At 73.0% G+C, this 9,342-nt stretch carries 6 protein-coding genes; all 6 read left to right on the forward strand.

Annotated features, from left to right (window positions below):
• Window positions 1-3,066, forward strand: coding sequence for a BTAD domain-containing putative transcriptional regulator (locus ACIGO6_RS36910; protein WP_399884300.1), 3,066 nt, complete (start codon window positions 1-3; stop codon window positions 3,064-3,066).
• Between the two features lie 69 nt (window positions 3,067-3,135).
• The gene (locus tag ACIGO6_RS36915; protein WP_399884302.1) at window positions 3,136-4,374 is read left to right on the forward strand and encodes an FAD-dependent monooxygenase; all 1,239 of its coding nucleotides are present in this window, start codon (window positions 3,136-3,138) and stop codon (window positions 4,372-4,374) included.
• Window positions 4,375-4,672: 298 nt separating this feature from the next.
• Window positions 4,673-6,202, forward strand: a complete 1,530-nt coding sequence (locus ACIGO6_RS36920) for an AMP-binding protein (RefSeq protein WP_399884304.1) — start codon at window positions 4,673-4,675, stop codon at window positions 6,200-6,202.
• Complete coding sequence (locus ACIGO6_RS36925) at window positions 6,199-7,449, forward strand: type III PLP-dependent enzyme (protein ID WP_399884306.1); 1,251 nt, start codon at window positions 6,199-6,201, stop codon at window positions 7,447-7,449. Before ACIGO6_RS36920 ends, ACIGO6_RS36925 begins: the two co-directional genes overlap by 4 nt.
• On the forward strand, window positions 7,442-7,951 hold the full coding sequence (locus tag ACIGO6_RS36930) for a cobalamin B12-binding domain-containing protein (protein ID WP_399884308.1): 510 nt from the start codon (window positions 7,442-7,444) through the stop codon (window positions 7,949-7,951). Before ACIGO6_RS36925 ends, ACIGO6_RS36930 begins: the two co-directional genes overlap by 8 nt.
• Window positions 7,948-9,309 carry a methylaspartate mutase gene (locus ACIGO6_RS36935; protein ID WP_399884310.1) on the forward strand — a complete coding sequence of 454 codons (1,362 nt, stop codon included), beginning with the start codon at window positions 7,948-7,950 and terminating at the stop codon, window positions 9,307-9,309. The genes ACIGO6_RS36930 and ACIGO6_RS36935 overlap by 4 nt, the downstream gene beginning before the upstream one ends.
• Window positions 9,310-9,342 lie beyond the last annotated feature (33 nt).

Raw genomic sequence — 9,342 nt, forward strand, 5'->3', positions numbered from 1 at the left:
GTGCAGTTCACGATTCTGGGTCCGATGGAAGTACGGGGCGCCGACGGCGAACCGCTCGAACTCGGTGGTCCCCGGCCGCGTTCGGTCCTCGCGCTGTTGCTGGCGGACCCCGGACGGGTGGTGGGCACCGACCGGCTGATCGACGAGGTCTACGGCGACGACCCGCCGGCCGGCGCGGCCAACGCCCTGCAGTCCCAGATCTCCCGGCTGCGGCGCCGCCTGGGCGTACGGATCGACTCCCTGCCCACCGGGTACCGGCTGGACGTCGACCCCGACGACGTCGACGCCCACCGCTTCGCGCGCCTCGCGCGCCAGGGCAGGCAGGCGCTGGCGGCCGCGGACCACGCGCGCGCCGCCGACCTGCTGCGGGAGGCCCTGGGGCTGTGGCGCGGTCCGGCGCAGGTTCCCCAGGCCCAGCGGCTGGAGGAGCTGCGCCTCGCCGCGGCCGAGGACCGCTTCGAGGCGGAACTCGCCCTGGGCGAGACGGCGTCGCTGGTGCCCGAGCTGCACCAGCTCCACGAGGCGCACCCGCTGCGGGAGCGGCTGTGCGGGCAGCTGATGCGGGCGCTGCACGGCAGCGGCCGGCAGGCCGAGGCGCTGAGCCTGTACGAGCGGACCCGGTCCACCCTCGCCGAGGAGCTGGGCACCGACCCCTCGCCCGAGCTGGCCGCGGTGCACCTGGAGTTGCTGCGGGCGGACCACACGCCCGCGCAGGCCGCACCGCGCGGGGTGCCCGCGCAGTTCACCAGCTTCGTGGGCCGCGAGACGGAACTGGCCCGGATCCGTGAACTGCTCGGCACGGCCCGGCTGGTGACCCTCATCGGGCCGGGCGGAGTGGGCAAGACCCGGCTCGCCGTGGAGGCCGCGGCGCTCGAGAGCGGCGACGTGTGCTTCGTGGAGCTGGCCCCGCTGGCGGACGGCGCGCAGCTCGCGGGGACGGTGCTGGGCTCACTGGGCCTGCGGTCCTCCTCCGGGGCCGGCAAGGACTCCGAGGAGCGGCTGGTCAGCGCGCTCGCCGAACGCCGGCTGCTGCTGGTGCTGGACAACTGCGAACACGTCCTGGAGGACACCGCCCGGCTGGTGCGCCGGCTGCTCGGCGCGTGTCCGGGCGTGCGGGTGCTGGCGACGGGGCGGGAGGCGCTGGGGCTGACCGGTGAGGCGCTGTGCCCGCTGTCGCCGCTGGAGCCCCGGTCGGCGGTCCGGCTGTTCCGGGACCGGGCCGCGGCCGTGTCCCCCGCGTTCGCGGCGGAGACCGGGCAGGACGGCGAGGGGCGGGCCGGGGTGGTGGAGCGGATCTGCGCCGCGCTGGACGGGCTGCCGCTCGCCCTGGAGCTGGCGGCGGCCCGGCTGCGGACCCTGTCCGTCGAGGACGTCGCCACCCGCCTGGACGACCGGTTCCGGCTGCTGTCGCGCGGGGACCGCACGGCCGCGCCCCGGCATCAGACGCTGCGCGCGGTGGTCGAGTGGAGCTGGGACCTGCTGGACGAGGACGAGCGGGCGATGGCCCGTCGGCTGACCGTCTTCGCGGGCGGTGCCACCGTCGAGGCCGCCGAGGAGGTCTGCGCGCTGCCCGACGCCGAGGAACTGGTCGAGTCACTGGTGGGCAAGTCGCTGCTGGAGCTGCGGGACGGGCGGCTGCGCATGTTCGAGACGGTGCGCGCGTTCGGCGCCGAGCGGCTGGCCGAGTCGGGCGAGCAGGAGCGCTTCCGCGCGGCCCACGCGGCGTACTTCCTGCAGCTGGCGGAGCGTGCGGAGCCGTGTCTGCGCCGCACCGAGCAGGTGGAGTGGCTGGCCCGGCTCACCGCCGAACAGGACAACTTCCAGGCGGCGCTGCGCTGGTCGGTGGGCGCGGACACGGCGGCCGGACTGCGGTTGCTGTCGGCGCTGACCTGGTACTGGTGGCTGCGCGGGCTGCACGGCGAGACCGCGCCGCTGGCCGCGGCGCTGCTGGCGGCCACCGGTGAGGAGCCGCCCGGGGACCTGGCGGAGGAGTACGTGCTGTGCGTGCTCAACGCGCACGCCAAGGACGTCTCCTCCCCGTCGGCGGCGGCCCGGCTGGACCGGGTGGAGGCGCTGCTGAAGACCATCGACCGCCCGCTGCGCCGCCCGGTCCTGACCGTGCTGTGGGCGGTGATCGGCGGTCCGGGCCGGGCGTCCGACGACGCCGGCCGGCGCCGCCAGATCGGTTCGGACACCTGGTCCCGGGCGGTCAGTCTGATGGGCAGCGGGTTCGAACCGTGGTTCGAGGGCCGGCCGGACGAGGCGGAGCAGCGGTTCGCCACCGCGCTGGCGGGTTTCCGGGAGACCGGGGACCGCTGGGGGATGGCCAACTGCCTCGACCCGCTGGCGATGTTCGCCGACTGGCGCGGGGACCGCGAACTCGCCCTGGCCCGGCTGGACGAGGCCCTGACGCTGGTGGGCCAGCTGGGCTCGCCGGAGGAGCGGGCCGATCTGCTGCGCCGCCGCGCCGACGTCCTGCTGCACGTCGGGGACCTGGCGCAGGCCAGGACGCACTACGAGCAGGTGGCCGAGCTCGCCCGGCGCATCGGCAGCCCGGACAAGGTGGCCGCGGCCCAGCGCGGGCTCGGCGACGTGGCACGGCTGGCGGGCGGGAGCGCCGAGGCCCGCCGCTGGTACGAGCTCGCGATGGCGTCGGTCGCGGCCGGCTGGTCGGGGACCGCGGAGATACGGCAGGTCTGCACCGGCCTCGGCCGGACCGCCGAGTCCGAGGGGCTGGTCGACGAGGCCCGGTCCTGGCACGAGCGCGCCCTGGACCTGGCTCTGCGGCACAGGACCCCGGCCGACCTGGCCGACGCGGCGGAGGGGCTGGCCGGACTGGCCGTCCTGGAGGGCGCGGGAGAGCGGGCGGCGCTGCTGCTCGGGGCCGGTGTCGCCCTGCGCGGCATGCCGGTGGCCGGGGACCCCGACGTCACGCGGATCGCCGCCGCGGCGGCGGAACTGACCGGGGCCGAGGCCTATGACCGGGCCCATCGGCGGGGCCTGGCGCTGACCCAGGACGAGGCGCTGACCGCTCTCGGTCAGGGACGGTCAGCGGACGGTACCTGACCGGTAAACACCGGCGGACATGCTCTTGTCCAGAGACGGAGAACACCCCGACCGGACGAGGAGCACACCATGGACACCACCTCCCGCAAGCCGCTGCGGAACACGACGGTACTGATCTCGGGCGCCAGCGTCGCGGGCCCGGCGCTGGCCTACTGGCTCAGCCGTTACGGCGCCACGGTGACCGTGGTCGAGAAGGCCCCGGCGCTGCGCGAGGGCGGTTTCGCGGTGGACTTCCGCGGCGACGCCCACCGCACGGTGCTCCAGCGGATGGGCGTGTGGGAGGACATCCACCGCCGTCAGACCCACATGGGCGGGCAGGTGATGCTCGACGAGGACGGCCGCGAGCAGGTGAGTCTGCCGGCGGAGTTCATGAGCGGTGAGGTGGAGATCTTCCGGGGCGAACTGTCGAAGATCTTCTACGAGCGGACCAGGGAGCGGGTCGAGTACGTCTTCGGCGACTCCATCACCACGCTCGACGAGACCGCCGACGAGGTGCGGGTCGGCTTCCGGCACGCGGCGCCGCGCAGCTTCGACCTCCTGGTGGGCGCCGACGGACTGCACTCGAACGTGCGGCGGCTGGCCTTCGGGGACGAGTCGCGGTTCATCCACCACCTCGGCCACTACGTCGCCGGGTTCGACGCCCCCAACCACCTCGGCCTGGACCGCACCGCCCGCTGGTTCAACGCCCCGGGCCGGGCGCTGAGCCTGTCCAACTACGACGGCGACCCGCACCGCGCGAACGTCTCCATGGTCTTCGTCTCGCCGCAGCTGTCCTACGACCGGCACGACACCGCGCAGATCAAGCGGATCCTCGCCGAGCGGTACGCCGGTCTGGGCTGGGAGGTCCCCCGGGCCCTCGCCGCCCTGGACGCCGCCGAGGACGTGTACTTCGACGCGATCGCCCAGGTCCGCATGGACCGGTACCACCAGGGCCGTGTCGTCCTGCTGGGCGACGCCGGGTACGGCGCCACCATGGGCGGCATGGGCACCGGGCTGGCCGTCGTCGCCGCCTACGTCCTGGCCGGCGAACTGGCCGTGCACCGCGACCACCGCACCGCGTTCGACGCCTACGAGGCCGCGATCCGGGAGTTCGTCGAGGGCTGCCAGAAGACCGCCAACGGTGCGGGCGGCTTCCTCGCCCCGCCGACGCGGGCGAAGATCCGCAGCCGCAACCGCATGTACCGGATGCTCAGCTCCCGACTGATGTCGGGGCTGTTCGAGCGGCTGTCGGTGAAGGCGGCGGACAACATCCGGCTGAAGGACTACCCCGTCCTGGCCGAGCGGGAGCAGGTGCGGGTCGCCACCTGACCCCGGTGCCGGCCGCGGCCGGCGCACGACCGTCCCCGTCCGGGCCGCCGAGCCCGGACGGGGCTTTCCCTTTTCCGGTCGCTGACTTTCTTTTCCGGGGTTTCTCAAGCGATTGTCGAGTTCGGACCGCAGGAACCGGGTCGTCGGCGCAATTGTGCGGGGGCACACATTTGATAGGGGGAGTTAGGGGTGGGACCGGCCCTGCGCCGAACCTAACGTGGTCGTCGAGGTTTCGATCCGGTACTTTCTCGCCGGTGTTTCCACGAACCGAGCCACAACTCGAGGCAGGAGTGCGGCCTTGGTCAGCCACTCGTATTCGGCACAAGAAGAAGCTGGAAAACTCGTCCACGGTCTGTTGGACGATGCCGCCGCCGAGGTGCCCGACGCCCCCGCGATCCGTGACTCGTCCGGGTCGTGGACGTATCGGCAACTGAGCGAGTACAGCCGGGCCTTCGCCCACTGGCTGCGCGCACAGGGCATCGGCCGGGGCGACCGCATCGTCCTCCAGCTGCCGACCGGACGGGAACTGGCAGCCATGTTCTATGGCGCGTCCCGGTGCGGGGCGGTCTTCGTGCCGGTCAACCCGAAGATGAAGCCCTACCACCTGCGTCACGTGGTCGCCAACGCCGAGCCCGGGCTCCTGATCGGCGACGCGACGACCGCGGGGACGCTGCGCGAGGTCGCCAGCCCGGTGCACCTGCTGGACGGCCTGTGGGCCGAGGTGGAGACGCTGCGCGCGGCCGACGACCCGTTCGAAACCGAGCAGGTGCGTCCCGACGACGTGGCCACACTGATCTACACGTCCGGCAGCACGGCGGCCCCCAAGGCAGTGGTCTGCCCGCACGCGCAGGTGACCTTCGCCTCCCGCGCGCTGACCGAGGCGCTCGGCTACCGGGCCGACGACGTGGTGTTCTGCCGCTTCCCGATGTCCTGGGACTACGGCCTGTACAAGGTCGTGATGACGTGCGTCGCCCGCTGCGAGATCGTGCTCGCCGACCGGGAGTCCGACCTGCTGCTGCTGCGCCGGATGCGGGAGACCGGGGCCACCGTGGTGCCCATCGTGCCCTCGTTCGCCTCGATGCTGCTCATGCTGTCGCGGCGGGCCGACGGCGATCCCCCGCCGGTGCGCATGTTCACCAACACCGGTGCCGCGCTGCCCCAGGCGACGATCGACGGGCTGCGCGAGTACTTCCCGGGCGCGCGGGTGGTCCGCCAGTACGGCCAGACCGAGGCCAAGCGCATCACGGTGATGCCGCCCGAGGAGGACCGGGAGCGCCCCGACGCGGTCGGCCTGCCGCTGCCCGGCACCCGGGTGCTGATCCTGGACGCCGACGGCCGGGAGGTACCCACCGGGGAGACCGGGGAGATCGTCGCCGTGGGCCCGCACGTCATGCCGGGCTACTGGCGCACCCCGGAGACCACCGCGAAGTCCTTCCGGCGGCTGCCCGGCACCGGCGAACCGTGCCTGCACACCGGCGACTACGGCTTCCTGGACTCCGACGGCTACCTGTACTTCCGGGGCCGCCGGGACGACATGTTCAAACGCAAGGGCTTCCGCATGAGCACCCTGGAGATCGAGGGCGCCGCGATGGACATCCCCGGCGTCCGCGCGGCCGCCGCGCTGCCCCCGGGCGAGAAGCACGACCTGGCCCTGTTCGTGGAGAGCGAGCTGCCCCCGGCCACGGTCCTCAAGGAGATGGCCATCCGCCTGGAGCCCGCCAAGGTTCCCGCGGTCTGCCGCGTCCTGAGCGACTTCCCGCTCACCCAGCACGGAAAGAACGCCCGGCAGGAGCTGGCCGGCCTGCTGCTCGACGGGAGTGGAAAATGACCGACCGGTCCACCGAACCCACCGATCTCGCCCGGCGCTACGGCACCCCGCTGTACGTGTACGACCTCGACCGGGCCCGCGCCGCCCGACGCGACCTGTTCGGCTGGCTGCCGGAGGGCTTCGAGGTCTTCTACGCCTTCAAGGCCAATCCACACGTCGACCTGGTGCGCGCGCTGCGCGACGGCGACGGCCCGGCCTGCAAGGCGGAGATCAGCTCGACGGGCGAGCTGGCGGCGGCGCTGGAGGCGGGATACGCCGGCTCCGACATCCTCTACACCGGCCCCGGAAAGACCCCCGGGGAACTGCGCGAAGCGATCGCGAGCGGGGTCCGCACCTTCTCCGCCGAGTCCCTGACCGACCTGGAGCACATCGGCGAGGCCGCCGTCCGGCACGGGGTCGTCGCCGACTGCCTGCTGCGCGTCAACAGTGCCAAGGCTGGCGCCACCACCAGCATCCGGATGACCGGCACCCCCACCCAGTTCGGCATCGACAGCGAGACGATCGCGGGCCTCGCCCGGGAACTGCGCGAGGTGCCGGGCACCTCGATCGCCGGGCTCCACCTCTTCTCCCAGAGCAACGCCCGCGACGAGGCCGCGCTGATCGGTGAGCTCACCCACACCATCGAGGTGGCGGCCACCGTCGAGCAGGAGCTGGGCGTGCCCCTGCGCCTGCTCGACATCGGCGGCGGCTTCTCCGTGCCGTACGCGCAGGCCGGCGAGCGGGCCCGCTACCCGAAGCTCCGGACCGAGCTCGAGGCCGCGCTCGACGTGCACTTCCCGCGCTGGCGCGAGGGCGCCCCGCGGCTCGCGGTGGAGTCCGGCCGCTATCTGGCCGGCGACAGCGGGACCCTGGTGGCGCGGGTGAGCAACGTGAAGGTCAGCCGGGGCAAGAAGTTCGTCATCCTCGACGCCGGCATCAACACCTTCGGCGGCATGTCGGGCCTGGGGCGGCTGCTGCCGGTGTCGGTGCACATCGACGCGGACGGCGAGCGCGAACGGGCGAGCCTGGTCGGACCGCTGTGCACGCCGGGCGACGTCCTGGGCCGGCAGATCGAGGTACCGGTCCTGTCCCCGGGCGACCTGGTCCGCATCCCCAACACGGGCGCGTACGGACCGACGTCCAGCCTGCTGATGTTCCTGGGCCGCCCCGCGCCCACCGAGGTGGCCGTCCAGGGCGGCGAGGTCGTCTCCGTCTCCCGCATCGAGCACGTACGCACCCCCCTGACCGGGGAGCGCGGCGATGGCTGAGCGCGCGGCCGTCGAGGCGACGGGCCCCGCCCGCCTCTCCCCGTCCAAGCCGAAGGGGACCGTGGTCGTCACCTCGCTCGCTTCCGACTCGCACACCTGGAACCTGGTCTTCCTGCAACTGCTCATCGAGGAGTGCGGCTACGAGGTGGTCAACCTCGGCCCGTGCGTGCCCGACGCCCTGCTGGTGGAGCAGTGCAGCGCGCTGCGCCCGCAGATGATCGTCATCAGCAGTGTCAACGGTCACGGCTACCAGGACGGCATGCGGGTCATCGAACAGCTCAGGGACTGCGTTCCGCTCGCGGCGACCCCCGTGGTGATCGGCGGCAAGCTCGCCACGGACGGCGGTGAGGACCGGAGCCGGGCGGCCGCCCTGGTCGCCGCCGGCTTCGACGCCGTCTTCGAGGACGGCAAGGACCCGGTCTCCGCCTTCCAGTCCTTCCTGGCGGCCCTGCCCGGCCCCGAGCGGCGCCGGCTCCCGGACCAGGCCCGGGTCTCGGCATGATCGGCATCGAACCGACGCGCGGACTGCGGCCCGTCCGCCAGGCCCCCACCCCGGTGGACTTCGGGGAGTTCGTCCGCCGGGAGGGCGGTGGCGGCCGTCTCGTCGTACAGCCCCGTATGGGCTTCGGCGACCCGGTGCGGATGCGGGAGGGTCTGCTGGCCACCAAGGAGGCGGACGCCACCACGGTGGGCACCGTCACCCTCGACAGCTACACCAGGGTCGGCGATCTGGCGGCCGTGGAGAGCGCCCTGCGCCAGGGCATCGACCTCAACGGCTACCCGGTGGTGAGCCATCCGCCCTCCACCACCGCCGCGGTGCTGGAGGGCGTGCGCGACGCCACCTTCCCCGTGCAGATCAGGCACGGCTCGGCCACCCCCATCGACATCTTCTGGACGATGATGCGGCTGAGGCTCAACGCGACCGAGGGCGGCCCCGTGTCGTACTGCCTGCCCTACGGACGCACGCCGCTCAACGAGGCCGTCCGGAACTGGGCGGGCTGCTGCGAGCTGTACGGGCGGCTGCGGCAGGTGGGCATCGAACCGCACCTGGAGACCTTCGGCGGCTGCATGATGGGGCAGCTGTGCCCGCCCAGCCAGCTGGTCGCCATCAGCCTCCTGGAGGCCCTGTTCTTCGCCCAGCACGGCATCCGGTCGCTGTCGCTCAGCTACGCGCAGCAGACCCACATGGGACAGGACCAGGAGGCGGTGCGCGCCCTGCGCCGGCTCTGTGCCGAACTGCTGCCGACCGGCAACTGGCACATCGTCGTCTACGCCTACATGGGGGTGTACCCGGAGAGTTCCCGGGGGGCCTACCGGCTGCTGGGCCAGGCGGCGGAACTGGCCGTGAGCACCGGCGCGGAGCGGCTCATCGTCAAGACGGCCGCCGAGGCCCGTCGCATTCCGACGATCTACGAGAACGTCCTGGCCCTCGAGTACGCCGGCCGGACGGCCGAACTGGCGGCCCGCCGGGGCGCCGCGGACGACCGGACGGCGACCGGGCACGAGAGCGCCGACTCCCAGACCTACGCCGAGGCGCGCGCCCTGGTGGAGCGCGTGCTCGACCTGGACGGGGACATCGGCCGGGCCCTGCTCGCCGCCTTCCGGCACGGCTACCTCGACGTGCCCTACTGCGTGCACCCCGACAACGCGGGGCGCACCCGCAGCCGTATCGGCGCGGACGGCAGACTCCGCTGGGCCGACATCGGGAATCTCCCGTTGTCGAAAATCGCGGAACTGAGCGGTTCGGGCAGGATCACTTCGACGGATCTGATGAACGACCTGCACCACATTCGCCGCAGGTTCGACGAACCACCTCGGGAACTGGGCGAATCGATCGACGGGGAACTGGTCCGGGTTTAGTGGACCGGTAGGGGCTTATAGGGGTGTGGGCGG

Origin of the sequence: Streptomyces sp. NPDC053750 (assembly GCF_044544295.1) — a bacterium.
In the GTDB taxonomy this organism is placed as follows: Bacteria; Actinomycetota; Actinomycetes; order Streptomycetales; family Streptomycetaceae; genus Streptomyces.